The organism is Rhizobium sophoriradicis, from assembly GCF_025200795.1.
GTDB lineage: Bacteria > Pseudomonadota > Alphaproteobacteria > Rhizobiales > Rhizobiaceae > Rhizobium > Rhizobium sophoriradicis.
Genome location: NZ_CP104152.1, coordinates 2,458,702 through 2,475,669, shown reverse-complemented (window position 1 = coordinate 2,475,669; position 16,968 = coordinate 2,458,702). Strand labels below are relative to the sequence as shown.

The window sequence follows — 16,968 nt, the reverse complement described above, 5'->3', positions numbered from 1 at the left end:
ACCTCGCCGGCCTTTCAGCGGCTGAGCGATCGACCGAGGCGGTCTTGCTGCCGTCAAAAACGCACGTGAAAAAGGAACGAATATGATCACTCGTTACACACCTGTCGCAACGATGACCGCTGCGGTTTTCAGCCTGCTGGCGTTCAGCCCGGCTTCCGCCGTGGAAATGGCCCAAGCGCAACAGCAGCCTGCCGCGCAGGGCCAGGCGCCGATGCAGGGCCAGAGCGGCGGTACGGCTGCGACGGCCCCCGTCAGCGATCAGAAACTCGAGGCCTTTGCCGTTGCCTACCTGCAGGTCGATAAGGTCAGGCAGGAATATTCGGCCAAGATCGACGCGACGAAGGATGAGGCCGGAAAGCAAAAGCTGCAGGAAGAGGCCAAGAAGCAGATGGTCGATACCGTCGAAGCCTCCAACGATATCTCGGTCGAGGAATATTCCTCTATCCTGACGGCGGCGCAGAGCGATCCGGCTTTGGCCAAGAAGGTTCTGGAAAAGATCGGCACACCGCCGCCGGGACAGTCGCAGCAGCAGCAATAGACAGCCCGCTCCTGCATCATCCTTAAAGTCGGGTGAGGGGCGGTCGGGCTGGAAGTCCACGCGGCGAGCGCTTCCTGCGCCCGCCCCGATCCCGACACGGCCTCACTTGGCGGGCACGACCAGTGCCTCGCCCTTGCGCACGATGTAGGTTGCCAGCTCCGATGCCTTGCCGCTGCCGACGTTCTTCGCCGAATGGACGACGCCTGATGGAATGAACAGGGATTGGCCGGCTTTGAGGGTAACCGGTTGCCTGCCTTCGAGCTGGTATTCCAGTGTTCCCTCAAGCACGAAGGCGACCTCCTCGCCGGGATGCGAGTGATTGGGGGCGAGAACGCCCGGAGCCAGATCGACGCGCACCTGAACGACCTCGTGACCGGGCACGTCGATATCGTTCTTGATGAGATCGGTGCGCTGCACCGGCTGTTCCGCATGCGCGGTCGCCGCGGCGCCGAGAACAAAGGCGAGTGCGATAGCCTGGATCATTTTCATGTTGTCATCCTTCCTGAATTGACGTTTCTCGGCCCATTCGGCCGCACCGGCATTTCAGTCGATGATTGAACCAGGGATGTGTCGGGAACCCCCCATTTTTGTAAGCGCGTGTATCTCTGGCTGCGGCGGGTGGCTCCGGGTGTTGGGAGGATTTTATCCTCTGTCGTGCCGTGCAAGCCCCCCTCTGGCCTGCCGGCCATCTCCCCCACAGGTGGGGAGATTGGCAAGGGGCCTTAACTTTGCGCTTTCTACCGTTTCCTCAGCCTGTGACGCTCGTTGTTGGGGGAAGCCATCGCGCCCAGCCGATCTCTGCCCTTGTGGGGGTGATGCCCGGCAGGGCAGAGGGGGGTGCGAACACGCTCCGTCCGATGGATCGATCCGCCGTTCTCCCGCACCTCAAGCCGCCGACGTCGAGCTTCTCACACCCAGCGTCGCAATATCCGTCACCCCGCCGGAGGACTCGAAGTCGAAGATCTTTTGCGTCACCAGCGCCGCGGCACCCCGGGCCCAGGAATTGTCTTCCCAGTCGGGCAAAAGCGGCGGGGCGGTGCGGAAGGTGCGGGCGGCGAGTGCCTCGCGCAGAGGAATGAGGAAATGGTCGCCGAGGGAGACGGCTTCGCCGCCGGCGACGATGACTTCGGGGTCGGTGATGTTGACGAGGTTGGCAAGGGCGGTGCCGATGCTGCGGCCGGAATGGGCGACGAGGTCGGTGGCGGCGGCATCACCGGAGGCGAGGGCGGTGCGCAGTTCGGCCAGGCCGAGGTCCTCGCGGCCGGTCGCCTCGCGCCAGCGGCGCAGCATCGACAGTTCCGAGTGGTAGGCCATCAGGCAGCCGCGTTTGCCGCATTCGCAGAGCCGGCCGCCTTCCTCGAACAGTGTGTGGCCGAATTTGCCGGCCGCGCCATTGGCGCCGCGATAGAGCTTGCCGTCGATGACAAGCGCGCAGCTGATGCCGACACCGACGGCGAGAACCGCCATGTTGCGGTGCTGGCGGCCGAGGCCGAAGAGCTGCTGGGCGATGGCATAGGCGTTGGTATCGTCCTCCAGCCAGACCGGCACGTGGACGCGGGCGGCGACCAGCGAGGCCAGCGGAACGTTGTCCCATTTGAAGCGGTGGCTTCGCACGCAGGCGGTCTGCTCGTGGTTGATGACGCCGGGCATGGAGATGCCGATGCCGGCGAGCTTGGCCTTCGGCCGGCCGGCGAGCTTGACCAGCTCGGGCACGGTGCCCGCCAGGAGATCGGCGACATCGTCGGGATCATGGCCGGCAAGGCCGACGCGCATGGCGGCAACGGGGTTGGTGGCAAGGTCGGTCGCCACGCATTCCACCGAATCCACCATCAGCTTGAAGCCGACGGCGAGCGCATGCTGGTAATTGATCTCGACCGGGATCGGCCTGCGGCCGGCTGGCCCCGGCACCGCCTGTCCCTCTACGACGATGCCTTCCTCCAGCAGATCGGCGACGACGAAGGTGACGGCGGCCGGGGAGAGGCCGATCACCGTGGCAATATCGGCGCGGCTCCTCGGCCCTTCGCGCCGGAGAAGGTTGAGGATGAGGCGTCGGTTCATGGCTCTTGCCGTGGTCTGGTCGCCTTTGAGCTTCACTTTTCATTCCTTAATTTTGTAAATTAATCATTGCGGGTCGAGTTAATTTATGCATAAGTCTGCCCGCCGATCAACAGAACGAGCCAAACGGATTAGGGGCGTGCATCGTGGAGGTCGGCATGTCGAGCGCCTGATCGGGCGGGCTTCAAGGAGGAGGTCGCTGGACGCGGGCGGTGTTGATCGATCACCGGGAGGAATTCAATGGCATATTCGAAGCAATTTCCTGCAGCCACGCGCAGAACCTTTCTCAAGGGGGCGGGCCTCGTCTCCGCGGCGGCCGTCACCGGCAGCTTTCCGATGCCTGCGATCGCGCAGGCGCAGGAAGTGACGATCATCTCGTCGGAAAACAACGGTGCGGCGCTCGATGCGCTGAAGTCGATCGCTGCGGGCTTCAGCAAGGAAGCCGGCGTCAACGTCGTCGTCAACAATATGGACCACGAGGCGCACAAGACGGCGATCCGCAATTATCTCGTCGCCGGCGCGCCGGATATCTGCTTCTGGTTCTCCGGCAACCGCATGCGCGCCTTCGTCAAGCGCGGCCTGTTCGACGATATTTCCGACCTGTTCGAGAAGGAAAAATACAACGACGTGCTCGGTGCGACGGCCGGCGCCGTCACCGAGGACGGTAAGCAATACGGCCTTCCCACCGGCGGCACGCTCTGGGGCATGTTCTACCGCAAGGATGTGTTCGAGCAATACGGCTTGACGGTGCCGAAGACCGCCGAGGACTTCATGGCCTATGGCGACAAGTGCAAGGCGGCCGGCATTACGCCGATCGCGATCGGCACCAAGGAATTGTGGCCGGCGGCCGGCTGGTTCGACCAGATGAACCTGCGCATCAACGGGCTCGATAAGCACATGGCGCTGATGAACGGCGAGATGAGCTATCTCGATCCGGCGCTGACCCCGGTCTTCGACCAGTGGGAGGCGATGATCGGAAAGGGCTTCTTCACCCCCAACCACACCTCCTTCGGCTGGCAGGAGGCCGCAGCGCTGCTGGCGCAGAAGAAGGCCGGCATGATGAACCTCGGCGCCTTCCTGCGCTCGGCCTTCACCGAAGCCGACCTGCCGCAGCTCGCCTACGCGACCTTCCCGGTTCTCGATCCCAAGGTCGGCCATTTCGAGGAATTCTCGGTCAACTCTGTCCATATTCCCGCCAAGGCCAAGAACAAGCAGGGCGCGCGCGATTTCCTCGCCTATTTCTACAAGCCGGAAAACCTCGCCGCCTATCTCGAGCCGGGCGGCAACGTGCCGCCGCGCCACGACCTGCCGCCGAGCAAGGATCCGCTCGTCAACGTCGCCGTCGAGACGATGAAGACGGTTCAGGGCGCCTCGCAATATTACGACCGCGACAGCGACCCCGACATGGCCCAGGCCGGGCTCGTCGGCTTCCAGGAGTTCATGGCCAAGCCGGACCGGCGCAAGGCGATCTTGACGCGCCTCGAGGGGACGCGGAAGCGGATTTATAAGATTTGAGCCGCAAGCGCGTTATGTTGCCCCTCACCCTAACCCTCTCCCCGTTCTGACGGGGAGAGGGGACGTGCCCTGCGAGAGTTGAGCGGGGGACCGAGAGGTTGCGGCTTGTTCCCTTCGCCCCGTTTACGGGGAGAAGGTGGGGGCAGCCGGATGAGGGGCTGCCCCACGAGGGCCGCTCGCTCTTATCCTTAAACAAGGTTCTCGAAATGCAGACATTATGGCGCCGCCAGCGTTGGTGGCTTACCCCGACTTTGCTTATCGCGCCTGCGATCGCGCTGTTCTTCACCGTCATCCTGCTGTCGGCGGTCCGTAGCGTCTGGATCAGTTTTCACGAGTGGGACGGGTTCGGGCCGATGGTGTGGATCGGCCTCGGCAATTACGTCGAGCTTTACAGCGATCCGCAATTCTACGTGTCGCTGAAGAACAATCTGATCTGGCTCGTCATGTTCATGGCCGCACCGCCGATCGGGCTCGCGATTGCGCTCTTGGTCAACCAGAAGATCGCGGGCATGCGCTTCCTGAAGTCGCTGTTCTTCATTCCGCTGGTGCTGGCGTCGGTTACCGTCGGCGTCGTCTTCACCTGGGTCTATACGCCTGAGTTCGGGCTGCTGGCGCTGATCTTCCGGGCCTTCGGGGCGGTGGCGCCGGCGGTGCTGTCGGACGAACATTTCGTCACTTTCGCGATCGTCATCGCCGCACTCTGGCCGCAGATCACCTTCTGCATGGTGCTCTATCTCGCCGGCCTCAACAATCTGAGCGAAGAGCTGATCGGGGCAGGGCGCGTCGATGGGGCGAGGGGCTGGAACATGCTGCGCCACATCGTGCTGCCGCAGCTGACGCAGGTCACCTTCATCGCCATCGCCGTGACCGTCGTCGGCGCGCTGCGCTCCTTCGACATGATCTCGGTGATGACGTCGGGCGGACCGTTCGGATCCTCCTCGGTGCTCGCCTATCAGATGTACGAGCAGTCGATCTTCTCCTACCGCTTCGGCTACGGCGCGGCGATCGCCTCGGTGCTCTTCGTGATCATGGCCGTCTTCATCGCCTGGTATCTCACCCACATCATCCGCAGCGAAGAGAGGGGAGGCTGATGTATCCTCGTCCCATTCCCGAAAGCGCGACCTGGCAGCGCCGCTTTTATGTCTCGGCCGTCGTCCTCGTGCTGATCCTCTGGCTCTGCCCGCTCTTTGCGATCATCCTCACCTCCTTCCGCTCGACGGCGGACGTGATGGGCGGCAATCTCTGGGGCTGGCCGACCGAGATCGGCCTCATCGACAATTACCGGGCCGTCTTCACCGACACGCCGATGGCGCGTTATTTCCTGAACAGCCTGATCATCACCATTCCCTCGGTGATCGGCGTGCTGGTGCTGTCGACACTCGCGGGCTTCGTGCTGTCGCGCTACCGCTTTCCCGGCAACATGCTGATCTTCGCGCTCTTCGTCGGCGGCAATTTCCTGCCTCACCAGATCATGATGATCCCGGTGCGCGACCTGATGGTGCGCCTCGACCTCATCGATACCACGGTGGCGCTGATCATCTTCCACGTTGCCTTCCAGACCGGGTTTGCGACGCTCTTCATGCGCAATTTTATCGCGGCACTGCCGGACGAGCTGTTCCAGGCGGCCCGCGCCGAAGGCGCCTCGCCGTTCCAGACGCTCATCCATGTGGTAATCCCGCTAGTGCGCCCGGCGCTTGCGGCACTCGCCATCCTGATCTTCACCTTCGTCTGGAACGATTATTTCTGGGCCGTGGTGCTGACCGTTAGCGACAGCGTCAAGCCCGTCACCGCCGGCCTTGCCAATCTGCGCGGCGAATGGGTTTCGGCCTGGAACCTGGTTTCGGCAGGCACGATCATCGTCGCCGTGCCGCCCGTCATCATGTTCTTCCTGATGCAGCGGCACTTCATCGCCGGCCTCACTATGGGCGCGGTGAAGGGATGAGCCGGCGTCTTCCGTTTCAACAAGAGAGGGCCAGGATATGACCAGTCTCGAACTCCGAGAGATCAACAAGAATTACGGCGCCTATCATGCGCTGCGCGGCATCGATCTTTCGGTCGCGCAAGGCGAGTTCATCGTCATGGTCGGCCCCTCCGGCTGCGGCAAGTCCACGCTGCTGAAATCCATCGCCGGCCTGGAGACGATCTCATCGGGCCGGATCGTGATCAACGGCCGCGATGTGACGCGGCAGGAGCCGGGCGATCGCGGCATCGCCATGGTCTTCCAGTCCTATGCGCTTTATCCGCATATGACGGTGGCCGAGAATATGGGCTTTGGCCTCCGCATGGCGAAGCGCCCGAAGGCCGAGATCGATGCGGCCGTCGCCCGCGCCGCCAAGATCCTCCGGATCAGCGACCAGCTCGACAAGCGGCCGAAGCAATTATCAGGCGGCCAGCGGCAGCGCGTGGCGATCGGCCGGGCGATCACCCGCTCGCCCGAGGTTTTCCTGTTCGACGAGCCGCTGTCGAACCTCGATGCGGCGCTCCGAACCCAGATGCGCGTCGAATTGAGCAGCCTGCATGCCGAGCTCGGTGCCACCATGGTCTATGTCACCCACGACCAGGTGGAGGCGATGACCATGGCAAGCCGCATCGTCGTGCTCAATCAGGGCATCATCGAGCAGGTCGGCTCGCCCCTGGAGCTTTACCGCAACCCCGACAATCTCTTCGTCGCCGGCTTCCTCGGCGCGCCGCGCATGAATTTCCTCGGCGTCACCGTCGATGCCGTCTCCGGCCGCAGCGTGACCGTCTCCGCGCCCGGCCTGTCGCCGCTGACGGTGGAGTTTTCACAGCCCGCAGCGCTCGCCAAAGGCGCGGGCCTGACGCTCGGCGTGCGACCCGAAGCGATCTCGGTGGTGGCCGAGGGCAGTGAGAGCGGGGCGGTGCATGGCGAAGTGTGCCTCGTCGAGCATCTGGGCCGCGAGACCATTCTCTATGTCGATGCCGGCAGTCTCCGAACCATCGCGTCGGAAAGCGGCACCGGCAACATCACCGCGCAGCTCAGCTACGTCGCGCCCTTTGCCGCCGGCCAGAAGGTGGCGCTGAAGCTCGATGCCGGCGAGCTCTATCTCTTCTCTCCCGACGGCGGCCGTACGATCAGCGCCCGCAAGACCATTCTCGACAAATAGGAAAGACCAGCCCCGTGTCCGACAAGACCCTCTCCGTATGGAACACCGTCAAGACCGACCGCTTTCTCGTCGGCGCTCCGCATTATCCCGAGCATGTCGACGAAAGCTATTGGGAGCGCGATGCCGAACGCATGGCGAAAGCCGGCTTCAACGTCGTGCGCATGGCCGAATTCGCCTGGCACATTCTCGAGCCGAAGCTCGGCGCCTACAATTTCGATCTCTTCGACCGCGCCATAGCAATCCTCGGCCGCCACGGCATCGATACGATCATGTGCACGCCGACCGCCACCCCGCCGCGCTGGCTGACGGCGGCCCACCCTGAAATTTTAAGGGTCGACGGCAAGGGCCGGCCGATGAGCCACGGCTCGCGCCAGCATTGCGACACGGCAAGCCCGGTCTTCCGCGAGCACAGCAAGCGCATCACCAGGGCGATGGCCGAGCACTATCGCGACAACCCTTTCGTTGTCGGCTGGCAGACCGACAATGAGCTCAACACCAGCATGCCGGAGAGCTTTTCCAAGGCGACGCTCAGCGAGTTCCAGCTGTTCCTCGCCGACAAATACAGTGAGATCGCCGAGCTCAACCGCGCCTGGGGCGGCGATTTCTGGGCGACGGCCTATGACAGCTTCGATCAGGTGGTGCTGCCGATCGAATTCGGCCCGACCTTCCCGAGCCCCGGCCACCTGCAGGATTACCACCGCTTCCTCGCCTTCTCGACGGCGCGCTTCCAGCACGACCAGGTGGAGATTTTGCGCGCGGTCAAATCCTCCTGGTTCGTCTTCCACAATCTCGGCGGCTTGCGGGACATCGATTTCCGCGGCCAGTTCAGCAAGGATCTCGATTTCGTCGGCTACGACATCTATCCGATGCTCTATGACGAGTTCATGCGGCTCGGCAACCACGCCAAGGTGCAGGCGCTGCATCTCGATATCTGCCGCGGCTTTTCCGGCAATTACATCGTGCCCGAGCAGCAGTCGGGCTTCGGCAGCCAGCCGGGTTTCTGCACGCTGACGCCGGAGCCGGGGGAGCTGCGTCGCATGGCGCTCTCCTCGGTCGCGCACGGCGCCGACGGCCTGATGTTCTTCCGCTGGCGCCCGGCTCATTTCGGCGCCGAGATTTACTGGATGGGCATCATCGACCATGACGATATCGGCCGCCACCGCTATGAGGAGGCCAAGCGCTTCGCCACCGAGATGACAGCGCTGCAGCCCAAGATCCTCGGCACCTATGTGCGCATGGATGTCGGCATCGCCGGCTCCGATTTCGACAATCAGGAAGCCCACAAGACCTATCCGATCGGCCTGCCGAGCCCGCAGGACGACGCGATCCTCATGCACCAGTACTGCTACGACCGCGGCATCGCCTGCGGCTTCATCCACCCCGAGGACGATCTTTCCAGGCTGAAGCTATTCTATGTCCCCCACTGGGTGATGTGGAAGGACGAGTGGACGACCAGGCTCGAAGCCTTCGCCGCCTCCGGCGGCACCGTCGTCATCGGCGCCCGCACCGGCACCCGCACGCAAGACAACCACGTCATCCGCGAGACCGCGCCGGGCACCGCGCTCTCCAAGCTGACCGGCGTGCGCGTCGAGGATTTCGGCCGCTTGGCCGCCCCCGGCGCCAACGGCCTGTTCGACGTCATGGAACGCTCCGGCGGCCTCGTCATCCCGCCGAACAAACCGGCCGAAAGCCACCGCCGCCAGCGCCGCTTCAAGATCGGCAACCGCGAACTGACCGCCGGCCACTTCTACGAAAATCTTACCATCGAGCCCGATGTCGAGGTCATCGCCGCCTGGTCCAACCGCTACGCCGAGGGCCAGCCGATGGCGACCGCCCGCAAGGTCGGCAAGGGCCAGGTGGTCTATCTCGGCACTTACCTCACGCCGGAGCTGACCGACGCGCTGACCGAGCGCCTCTTCCCCCAGGCCGGCGTGGAACCGCTGGTGGGTGGATTGCCGGAGGGCGTGGAGGTGACGATGCGGATGAATGACAAGCGGCGGCTGCTCTTCGTGCAGAATTATACGGATCAGGCTGTGACGGTGAGCGGTGTGCCGGCCGGGCGGGATCTGCTGGATGGGGAGAAGGCGGTGAGGGGGACGCTCGAGCTTGGCGGCTATGGCTGTGCGATTGTGGAATTGGAGGGGTGAGGGCGTAGAACGATGATGATGTAGGCTGTGCCGTGTAGCCCCCTTGTATCTGCACGTTAGTAATTTCGTGCGATGGAAGCGATTGAGCCTCTGGCCGGGTGGCCACCCGGCCAGAGGCTTGACGAAGTCGCCCGTCCCCCCTCCGGTTACAACCGTGGATGAGCCTGGGATCTTCGTCATCGTCACGTACGACCGAATAGTCGCTTGGCTCCAATCGCACGCACAAGGCAGGTTACCGTGAACAGAATTATATGTGGAGTGGATGTTTCGAAAGACTGGCTGGATGCGTTCATCCGCCCGTCCGGGACGTTTGAACGGTTCAGCAATGACGCCACCGGCATTGGCGCGCTGGCCGATCTTTGCCGGGCCGAGAATGTCGAGCTCCTCGTCATGGAGGCTTCCGGCGGTTATGAGCGGACGGCCTTCCTGCTGTTGTGGGAATTGGGCATCGCCTGCGCGCTTGCCAATCCGCGCCATGTGCGCCGCTTTGCCGAATCCATGGGCTTTCTGGAAAAGACCGACCGCATCGATGCAGCGATGATCGCCCATTATGCCGAAACCAGGCGGCTGGCTGCCCTGCCGCCGCCGAAAGCCGCGCAGATGCGGCTGTCGGCGCTGATGGCGCGGCTGTCCCAGGTCACGAGTGATCTGACCATCCAGATGCAGCGCCGCAGTGCAGCCCGCGATCAGCAGTGCGAGGCAAGCCTCAACGAGGTGATCGCACTTTTGGTGCGCCAGAGCCGCACCCTCGAAGGCGAGATTGCCTCGATGATAGACGACGATCCGCTCTGGGCCTGTCTCAACCAGGCCTTTCGATCAATCAAGGGCGTGGCCAACCGTACAGTTGCCCGGTTGATGGCCCAACTGCCTGAGATCGGCCAGATCTCCAATAAGGCGATCGCCAAGCTGGCCGGCCTGGCGCCGATTGCCAACGACAGCGGCAAACGCAGCGGACACCGGCCGGTGCGCGGCGGGCGCTCCGGACCACGCGCCATTCTGTTCCTGGTCGGCGCCATCGCAGCCCGACACGATCCGCACCTGGCCGCCTTCCAGCAAAGGTTGCAAAGCGCCGGCAAACCCAAAATGGTCATCCGCATCGCACTCGCCCGAAAACTCCTGGTTATTCTCAATGCAAAAGCACGAGACGCGCGAAGAGAATTCGAATATGCAACTTGACAATCCAGATAGTCGCTCATCCGACCCTTCGGGCCACCTTCTCCCCGCTGGGGAGAAGAGGGGAGAATGCAGCTTCGCCATCGATCCTATAAACGGAGTGTCCTTGGCAGGCCGGTTCATTTGGGCAGTTTCGGCGCGCCTTCCTCCCTCTTCTCCCCAGCGGGGAGAAGGTGGCCCGTAGGGTCGGATGAGGGGGCCACACGGCGCGCCGGCGCTTACATAAGTCCGACCGATATAGCACCTGCCTCCGGCCATCAAACAGCGGACAATGCACTTTAGGCGCCAGCCCGTCCCTGGAGGCCCTGTGGGGCACCTCAGGATGAGGCTCTCTTGGAAGCCGAGCGCATCCTACTGTGCTCGCGATCACAAGTGCGGCATCCTCTAACCTCCCTCATGCTGAGGTGCGCAGCCCGACCGGGCGGAGCCTCGAAGCACGCCGCAACGCCGCTTCTTGCATTCGCCGAGCAGTATCCCAAAAGCAGATAAGTATCGTGATGCCGGATATGACCGATTGTCAACTTGATCGCCGCAGTCAGACGGACGCTGCGTAAGCGGCTATTTCACAATCAACCTCCGCCCCAGAGACCGAGACGTTGAGAACGTGGGTGGAGTACGAGCGGTCTGGGTGAAACCGGTGGCGCTAAAGCCAATGTTCCCCACATCAAGTTCGACCCGATAGTCCCACAGGGTGAATTTCCCATTGGGCGATGGACGACTGTTTTGCCGGGTGATGTCTTGGATCGAAGTATCACCTTGCATTTGCCAATCTAGTGCAACCTGCAAGTTTGACACGTTCAGAAACTCTAAGGTGCAGGGAGCCACGTCCCAGCCTCGAATGTTCTTGTCGGTCCAGTGCCATTGGAAAATGTAGTCGACATCGAAGCGGATGACGAAATCTGCTTGCGGGAAGGTCATCGAATAGACAACCGCGTCATGCCAACCCATCTCAGCAAAATCTGCGTCTGTCCAAACGTTCCGAAATGTCATTGGTCCTCGTTAGTAGAAACGCGCCGGAACCTGCCGGCATTTCAGTCATTGCGGATGCGCTTCGAGAGATAAATCCCTGACGCGTTATAGCTGCTTTTGGTGCAAAACGGCCGTTGGCTTAAATGCCGCGGCTTCTGACCCACGATGCCGTTCAGCTTAGGAAGGGCATGATATCGACGCCGTCCCCCGGAAAGACTGTAATATGCGGGTGGTCCTCGAACAGCCTCGCGGCTTCCTCGGGCGGTCTCTGCCTCGACTACAAGATATCCACAGAAGGGGTTCACGGCTTTCGAGATGCCGTCTTTGGTCACACGAGTCGTTTTGCCCCCCATGCCGCCGCGATCGCGGATGAATTTGGCAATCCTGTTTTCCCACGCCGTCCACTGTTGAAGGCCGACGGCATCGATCGCGTCCTGCTCGGCCTTGGGCAGGCCGCGAAAGGAGGCAAGGTCTTCGGGCTTCATCGTGTAAACGGCTAAAAAACGGGGCATGGGCGCCTCTTGCGGGTAGAGGACCGCCAGCTTACGCTCGGCCCGCCCAAAATAAAGCGTTGGCGCCGCTATCTCTGGTTTGGGAAATGGCAGCTCGCGGCCCTAAGCGGACGAACCGCTCCGTTAGAACCAACGACTTTTCATTCGAGTAAGGAAGTCTTTTGCCGTCACCGGCAAGCCAGAGGCGTCGCCTAGCACAGCATCAATGCCACACCGGGGGCAGAGCGCCGTCGTATCGGCGTCAACCCATTCCTCAATTTCAGATGGTTCGAAAACCGCGCAGCAGTAGAAGCAGCCGCAACGTCCACTCGTTTCGATATCCTGCCGATGTCTGGCAGAATGCTTGTGCGCTTGAATTAGAACATCGTCCATGCGGTATCACTGCCACGCGCAGAAAAGATCGTCCAGGGCTCCTGGTGTGTTGCGGCCGAGGGTGCCTGTCGGCCCGGAGGTTACGGCTGCGCGATCATCGACCCTTGGGGCAGATAGTGACAGGACGGGGAGGGACGGGGCCAATACAGGCTTCAAGCTTGGTCTTCCTTTCGAAGCGGATGAAGATTGGGATATCCATATCGCCATCCCGCTGCGAGGCACGAAGGACCATCCCCTGATCGCCAAAAACGTCGTGCGGCTGCATATCCGCCCCGACCCCGACTGGCAGTGGGAGCTGACCTCCCGCATCGCGGACCGCGGCGAGTTTTCCGAAAGCGATAAGAAGAGCTACCGAAACGACCTTGGATTTCCAACTCTGGGCCGAGGGAATCTCCATGCCTTTCCGGATTGGCTCAGACAGGTGCGCGAGAAGTGCGGCATTGATTTCGATATCGAGGCGTCCGATATCCGCGTCGGACGCAGGCGGGCGGCGGCCAAGATCGTCTCGAAATGGCTAGCGGATTGAGCCCGGTAGGGTGGAAAGGCCATCGGAGTCTGGGAAGGAAGCTAACACGGCCAAGCTCAACCAGATGGTCGCTATCAAATCGTGACGACTGAGTGGTAGGCAGGGAGGGAGCGCCCAGTGGGCTTTCTGGGATGATAGAGGGGACACAATGTCTCCTAGTTGCCCCAGCCAATTTGGAACCGATCAAATCGAACCTCGTCGATCGGTTGGCCGGAGGGGCCTAGCCTTACCGAACGAAGGACGAGACGAAGCTCGGGTGAATAATATTGTTCAAAAATAATCGGAGGCAATTCCGTCAGTTCCAGGCGGCTGTTGATGGCCCAGACTTTGTAGGAACAAGATGCGATCGTTTCCTCTCCCAGGCCGTCGAACCGAATAAAAGTAGTGCCCGAAACGGATTTTTTGCCATTGATGAAAAGCGTAGTGTCGGATTGCCAGGTCTTCTTCTGTGGCAGATCGTCCAACGCAATCGCATTCGCGTATTTCAGCTCATGCGTCCCGTTGGGACCAACTCTCCTTTCGACGAGCAAGGGGTGCAAATAGACAGCCGACACCGGCTGCAGTGAGCGGTTACGCTCCACCAGCTTTTGTTCGGTGAGACCCGGACCGTCCGGCTTGTAGAATACGGAAAAGAAAGGCACTTCTCTTGTCAGCAGCACGCCCTGTTTGGTCTCGTTGGCGGTCAGGCAATTGCCGAAGGCTGGCACCGCTGAAGTTATTTCGACCAGTAGCAGTAAACTTCTTAGCAAGGTCGACATTTCAGATTCCCCTCATCCCTAATTTGCTACCATGCTTGAATGAATTGCTCCATCTTGCTCAAGCCGTCCCATCCGCTCCGCCGAAGCAGAGAGGCGTCGTGCCGGCGAGGACATTGCGCTGCGAAAACATATGTATGGCGTTCGGATTGATGTCGAAAAACACGCCGACACGATCGTCTTGAAGCAAGGGTTGGGGACGATGTTTTTTGCCGTCCTCCTTGGACAGCATAACAGAACAAGTTTTCGACATATTTGCGGAGATGAACGCTCTCATGTGATCTGTTTGACGAACAGAAGCTGCAATCGGCGAAGAAAGCACGAGCGGATGCTATCTCCCCTGCGCCTCGCGATGCGGTGAAAAAACGAGGCAAAACATGCGCTTCGGTGAAATCTTCGTCGAAAGGTGAAACCAATCCCAATCTGAGGCGTTGGGGGCAGTTAACTCCATTGTGGAGTGACGCAGGGCGGACACTCATATCCCGCTGCTGATCCTGTCTGCGACAGCTGAGCGCTGGCGAAGGCAATGAGTTAGGACGCCTGATGTCGAATGTTGAGGAATTCCCTGCAGCCGCCTCACGAAAGCTGAGCGAATTCGAGGCCCTTCTCAGTCTGGCGCCGAGCGTCCTTGATGCCATGCCTGGGGCGGTCTGCATCTGCGACCACGAAGGTTGGCTGGTGCGCTATAATTCCGAAGCTGCGGAGCTCTGGGGGCGCGCGCCTGCGCTTGATGGCAAACATGACCGCTTCTGCGGATCTCACCGTCTTTTTCTGCCCGACGGCACACCCTTGCTCCATGGCGATTGCCCCATGGCAACAGCCATTTGGCAAGGAACTCCGGCCAACAATGCCGAAGTCATCGTCGAGCGGCCGGATGGCTTGCGTTTCCCGGCACTGGTGAACATTCGCGCCCTCACAGGCCACGACGGCGAAATCCAGGGCGCCATAAATTGCTTCCAGGATATCTCGGCGCATAAGGCCGCCGAAGATCAGGTTCGCCGCAAGATCGCCGAGCTTGAGGATTTTTTCGAAAACAGTGCGATTGGCCTCCATATCGTCAGCAGTGACGGGATTATTCGCCGCGCCAACAAGGCCGAGCTCGCTTTGCTCGGCTATAGTGCCGACGAATATGTCGGCCGCCATGTTGCCGAATTTCATGTCGATGCGCCTGTTATCGGAGACATCCTTCAAAGGCTGTCGAGCGGCGAGAAGTTGGACCGCTATCCGGCACGGCTGCGGGCAAAGGATGGTTCCATCAAGCATGTGCTGCTGACATCGAACGGCCGCTTCCAGGACGGCAAATTCGTCAGTACCCGCTGCTTCATGACCGATGTGACCGACCTATACGAGTCCGAAAGCGCACGACGCGAAAGTGAGGAACGCCTGGCGGCGACCTATAATGCAGCCACGATCGGGATCGCGGAAGCCGATGTCAACGGCCGGCTTTTGCGGGTGAACGATGCGCTGTGCGAGATGTTGAAGCGGTCTCGCGAGGAACTGCTCAATATGACCTTCTTCGACTACACGCATGAAGGTGATCGGACCGAGGATGGGGCGCTTTACCAGCGCCAGGTGCGGGGCGAGCTGGACAGCTATGCCTTTCGCAAACGCTCGACGACGCCGGATGGACAGACGCTCTACCTTGATATTCATAGTTCGTCGGTGCGCGACGAGTCCGGTCTTTTTCGCTATGGCGTGCGCGTGATCCAGGACGTCACCGCCGCAAAGCAGATGGAAGACCAGATCCGTGCAAGCGAACAGCGCATGCGCGACCTTTTGGAAGCTCTGCCGGCGGCCGTCTATACGACCGACGCCGCGGGCCGCATCACCTTTTACAACAAAGCGGCCACAGAGATGTCCGGCCGTGTGCCTCAACCCGGTGACATGTGGTGCGTCACCTGGCGACTGTACAATCCGGACGGAACGCCGCTGCCGCATGACCAGTGCCCGATGGCGGTCGCCCTCAAGGAAGACCGCCCGGTTCGCGGCGCCGAGGCCATCGCTGAAAGGCCCGACGGCAGCCGGGTTCCGTTCATTCCCTACCCGACACCGCTCCACGATGCCGACGGGAAGCTGATCGGGGCGATAAACATGCTTGTCGACATTACCGAGCGCAAGCATGCCGAGGGCCGGCAGAGGCTGCTGATCGACGAGCTCAATCACCGAGTTAAAAACACGCTCGTCACCGTGCAGTCGCTGGCGGGGCAAACCGCGAGGCACGCGAGTGATCTTGGTGATTTTCTGCAACGCTTCGAAGCGCGTGTGCTCGCCCTTTCGCGGGCGCATGATTTGCTGACGAAGCGCTATTGGAAGGACACGCCGCTGGATGGACTTGCCGGCGAGGTGCTGATGCCGCTCATGGAAGGGGCGGCAAGCCGGGTGACGATCGCCGGCCCTGCGGCAGATCTCGATCCTCGCACGGCTCTCAGCCTGACGGTGGTTCTCAACGAACTCGCGACGAACGCGATCAGACACGGCGCCCTGTCATCGAATTCAGGCACGCTTTCGCTGAACTGGCACCTCATTTACGAAACCGGGTCTGCACCGAGGTTGAACCTCGACTGGCAGGAGCACGGCGGCCCAAGGGTGGAAACACCGATACGACGCGGCGTCGGCAGCCGCCTGATGGAGCGCTGCATCGAACGGGATCTCGGCGGTGCAATTGACGTCGCCTTCGAACCTGCGGGAGTGACCTGCCGCATCTCCATCCCCCTGCACGGATCAGCCAATGACTGAATTTTTCGAACTCAAGGTTCTTGTCGTCGAAGATGAAGGCGTCGTGGCGCTGCTGATCGAAGACATGCTCGAGGACCTCGGCTGCAGCGTTGCGGCATCCGTCGCGCGACTGCCCGAAGCATGCGCGGCCGCCGCAGGCAGCGAGATCGATCTGGCTGTGCTCGATGTCAACCTGGCCGGCCAGCCGAGTTTCCCTGTTGCCGAGATCCTGCGCGAACGGGGAATACCCTTCATGTTCAGCACGGGTTACGGAAGAGGCGGCTTGCCGGAGGAATATGCCGGCTGTCCGGTGGTTTCCAAACCTTTTTCCGTCGAAGATCTGCGACAGGAGATGACGGCTGCGATCGGCGCCAGGACGCAGCCGTAGGCGGACGAGAGAACGCCAAGATCGCAACGGCGGCCGCCCGCCGGCCACTTCGGCGAAAATCTCGCTGCAAAAGGTCCCATCACCCTTCCTTCAGGGTATCGATGGACCGGGGGATGATTTTCAACCTCGCTGCCGAGGTCGGCGCGGCACGCTCCGACGCGCCTCATGCTGAGGTGCG

The 16,968-nt window shown here is 61.5% G+C and carries 15 protein-coding genes and 1 pseudogene; 10 read left to right on the top strand and 6 right to left on the bottom strand.

Features of this window, described 5'->3' with window-relative positions:
- The first annotated feature begins 82 nt into the window (after positions 1-82).
- Positions 83-538 carry a DUF4168 domain-containing protein gene (locus N2597_RS12385; protein ID WP_183599577.1) on the top strand — a complete coding sequence of 152 codons (456 nt, stop codon included), beginning with the start codon at positions 83-85 and terminating at the stop codon, positions 536-538.
- Positions 539-640: 102 nt separating this feature from the next.
- Here the strand turns inward: N2597_RS12385 and N2597_RS12380 are convergent, their stop codons facing one another.
- Both N2597_RS12380 and N2597_RS12375 read right to left on the bottom strand, forming a co-directional pair.
- Positions 641-1,027, bottom strand: coding sequence for a cupin domain-containing protein (locus N2597_RS12380; RefSeq protein ID WP_010055119.1), 387 nt, complete (start codon positions 1,025-1,027; stop codon positions 641-643).
- Between the two features lie 396 nt (positions 1,028-1,423).
- Positions 1,424-2,632 (bottom strand): ROK family protein, encoded by a 1,209-nt coding sequence (locus N2597_RS12375; protein ID WP_183599575.1) that lies wholly within the window; start codon positions 2,630-2,632, stop codon positions 1,424-1,426.
- Between the two features lie 201 nt (positions 2,633-2,833).
- Between N2597_RS12375 and N2597_RS12370 the strand changes: the two genes are divergently transcribed.
- From N2597_RS12370 to N2597_RS12345, 6 genes are all read left to right on the top strand, one after another.
- The gene (locus tag N2597_RS12370; protein WP_077992849.1) at positions 2,834-4,108 is read left to right on the top strand and encodes an ABC transporter substrate-binding protein; all 1,275 of its coding nucleotides are present in this window, start codon (positions 2,834-2,836) and stop codon (positions 4,106-4,108) included.
- Positions 4,109-4,314: 206 nt separating this feature from the next.
- Entirely contained in the window at positions 4,315-5,199 is an 885-nt protein-coding gene (locus tag N2597_RS12365) for a carbohydrate ABC transporter permease (protein WP_183599573.1), read from the top strand.
- Positions 5,199-6,050 (top strand): carbohydrate ABC transporter permease, encoded by an 852-nt coding sequence (locus N2597_RS12360; protein ID WP_183599571.1) that lies wholly within the window; start codon positions 5,199-5,201, stop codon positions 6,048-6,050. Before N2597_RS12365 ends, N2597_RS12360 begins: the two co-directional genes overlap by 1 nt.
- A gap of 37 nt (positions 6,051-6,087) precedes the next feature.
- On the top strand, positions 6,088-7,233 hold the full coding sequence (locus N2597_RS12355; RefSeq protein ID WP_183599568.1) for an ABC transporter ATP-binding protein: 1,146 nt from the start codon (positions 6,088-6,090) through the stop codon (positions 7,231-7,233).
- Between the two features lie 14 nt (positions 7,234-7,247).
- Positions 7,248-9,380 (top strand): beta-galactosidase, encoded by a 2,133-nt coding sequence (locus N2597_RS12350; RefSeq protein WP_183599566.1) that lies wholly within the window; start codon positions 7,248-7,250, stop codon positions 9,378-9,380.
- A gap of 237 nt (positions 9,381-9,617) precedes the next feature.
- Positions 9,618-10,556: an IS110 family RNA-guided transposase gene (locus N2597_RS12345; protein WP_077992921.1), complete on the top strand. Its 939-nt coding sequence runs from the start codon at positions 9,618-9,620 to the stop codon at positions 10,554-10,556.
- A 555-nt stretch (positions 10,557-11,111) separates the two neighbouring features.
- Here the strand turns inward: N2597_RS12345 and N2597_RS12340 are convergent.
- The gene (locus N2597_RS12340; RefSeq protein WP_183599178.1) at positions 11,112-11,543 is read right to left on the bottom strand and encodes a hypothetical protein; all 432 of its coding nucleotides are present in this window, start codon (positions 11,541-11,543) and stop codon (positions 11,112-11,114) included.
- A 151-nt stretch (positions 11,544-11,694) separates the two neighbouring features.
- Positions 11,695-12,034: pseudogene (locus N2597_RS12335) on the bottom strand (hypothetical protein).
- Between the two features lie 418 nt (positions 12,035-12,452).
- Here N2597_RS12335 and N2597_RS12330 point away from each other — a divergent pair.
- Positions 12,453-12,932 carry a hypothetical protein gene (locus tag N2597_RS12330; RefSeq protein ID WP_225881456.1) on the top strand — a complete coding sequence of 160 codons (480 nt, stop codon included), beginning with the start codon at positions 12,453-12,455 and terminating at the stop codon, positions 12,930-12,932.
- A gap of 155 nt (positions 12,933-13,087) precedes the next feature.
- On the opposite strand, the gene N2597_RS12325 is transcribed toward N2597_RS12330, so the two are convergent.
- Together N2597_RS12325 and N2597_RS12320 are read right to left on the bottom strand one after the other, a co-directional pair.
- Positions 13,088-13,690, bottom strand: a complete 603-nt coding sequence (locus tag N2597_RS12325; RefSeq protein WP_183599180.1) for a hypothetical protein — start codon at positions 13,688-13,690, stop codon at positions 13,088-13,090.
- A 58-nt stretch (positions 13,691-13,748) separates the two neighbouring features.
- Positions 13,749-14,009, bottom strand: coding sequence for a hypothetical protein (locus N2597_RS12320; protein WP_183599182.1), 261 nt, complete (start codon positions 14,007-14,009; stop codon positions 13,749-13,751).
- Positions 14,010-14,230: 221 nt separating this feature from the next.
- Between N2597_RS12320 and N2597_RS12315 the strand changes: the two genes are divergently transcribed.
- Positions 14,231-16,423: a PAS domain-containing sensor histidine kinase gene (locus tag N2597_RS12315; RefSeq protein ID WP_183599184.1), complete on the top strand. Its 2,193-nt coding sequence runs from the start codon at positions 14,231-14,233 to the stop codon at positions 16,421-16,423.
- Positions 16,416-16,790 carry a response regulator gene (locus tag N2597_RS12310; RefSeq protein ID WP_038689732.1) on the top strand — a complete coding sequence of 125 codons (375 nt, stop codon included), beginning with the start codon at positions 16,416-16,418 and terminating at the stop codon, positions 16,788-16,790. Before N2597_RS12315 ends, N2597_RS12310 begins: the two co-directional genes overlap by 8 nt.
- Positions 16,791-16,968: the final 178 nt, after the last annotated feature.

What these genes read in the sequence shown, in the direction of transcription:
- N2597_RS12385 (WP_183599577.1), top strand. Translation starts at nt 83, where the DNA reads ATGATCACTCGTTACACACCTGTCGCAACGATGACCGCTGCGGTTTTC.
- N2597_RS12380 (WP_010055119.1), bottom strand. Translation starts at nt 1,027, where the DNA reads ATGAAAATGATCCAGGCTATCGCACTCGCCTTTGTTCTCGGCGCCGCG.
- N2597_RS12370 (WP_077992849.1), top strand. Translation starts at nt 2,834, where the DNA reads ATGGCATATTCGAAGCAATTTCCTGCAGCCACGCGCAGAACCTTTCTC.
- N2597_RS12365 (WP_183599573.1), top strand. Translation starts at nt 4,315, where the DNA reads ATGCAGACATTATGGCGCCGCCAGCGTTGGTGGCTTACCCCGACTTTG.
- N2597_RS12360 (WP_183599571.1), top strand. Translation starts at nt 5,199, where the DNA reads ATGTATCCTCGTCCCATTCCCGAAAGCGCGACCTGGCAGCGCCGCTTT.
- N2597_RS12355 (WP_183599568.1), top strand. Translation starts at nt 6,088, where the DNA reads ATGACCAGTCTCGAACTCCGAGAGATCAACAAGAATTACGGCGCCTAT.
- N2597_RS12340 (WP_183599178.1), bottom strand. Translation starts at nt 11,543, where the DNA reads ATGACATTTCGGAACGTTTGGACAGACGCAGATTTTGCTGAGATGGGT.
- N2597_RS12325 (WP_183599180.1), bottom strand. Translation starts at nt 13,690, where the DNA reads ATGTCGACCTTGCTAAGAAGTTTACTGCTACTGGTCGAAATAACTTCA.
- N2597_RS12315 (WP_183599184.1), top strand. Translation starts at nt 14,231, where the DNA reads ATGTCGAATGTTGAGGAATTCCCTGCAGCCGCCTCACGAAAGCTGAGC.
- N2597_RS12310 (WP_038689732.1), top strand. Translation starts at nt 16,416, where the DNA reads ATGACTGAATTTTTCGAACTCAAGGTTCTTGTCGTCGAAGATGAAGGC.